Origin of the sequence: Pseudomonas sp. KB_15, from assembly GCF_052114525.1 — a bacterium.
Taxonomy (GTDB): Bacteria; Pseudomonadota; Gammaproteobacteria; order Pseudomonadales; family Pseudomonadaceae; genus Aquipseudomonas.
This window is the reverse complement of the sequence record NZ_JBFREX010000157.1, coordinates 1-528: the sequence shown is the minus strand read 5'-3', so window position 1 is coordinate 528 and position 528 is coordinate 1. Positions and strand designations below refer to the sequence as shown.

Genomic DNA, 528 nt, shown 5'->3' with positions numbered 1-528 from the left:
CCGCCACGGCGTCGTGCGTCTTCTTGATCTGCAGGCGCCCGAAGTTGGCGAGCGCCTCGTCGTTGAGCGCAAATGCGCCACCGCCCGAAGCATCGTGGCCGCTGTCGCTGCCGTACGTGACGTAGCCCTGCCGGATGGCATTGGCCACGCTGATGGCATTGGCCACGCTGGCCGGCTGCGCGGTGACGACAGTGCCGTCGAGCCCGCCACCGCCCATCTGCAGCGTCTTGCTGTTCCAACTGGTGGGCAGGTTGACCTGGAAGTTGATGTCGGGCGCCGTCACGTCGACGGGGCGGATCGCGCCGAGCACCTTGCAGTACTCGCCATTGACGTTGCCCGCGGCGTCGGCCGCGATCCATTGCGCCGACTGGACCACCGCGCCGCTGGTGCTCAGGCCGATGTCCGGCGCACCAATCCTCATCGTCGCCAAGGCGTTGCACTTCTCGGCGGCGCTGGCGTTGGCGGGTGTACTGGGGACGGTGGTCGTCGTGCTCTGGGAGGGGGTGGCGGTCTGGGAGGGGGTGGCGG

At 68.9% G+C, this 528-nt stretch carries 1 protein-coding gene; it reads right to left on the bottom strand.

Annotation, left to right across the window (positions count from 1 at the left end; all coding sequences use genetic code 11):
• Positions 1 to 528 (bottom strand): tannase/feruloyl esterase family alpha/beta hydrolase (locus AB4Z35_RS30205; protein ID WP_442101187.1); only part of this gene is annotated, 528 nt, incomplete at both ends.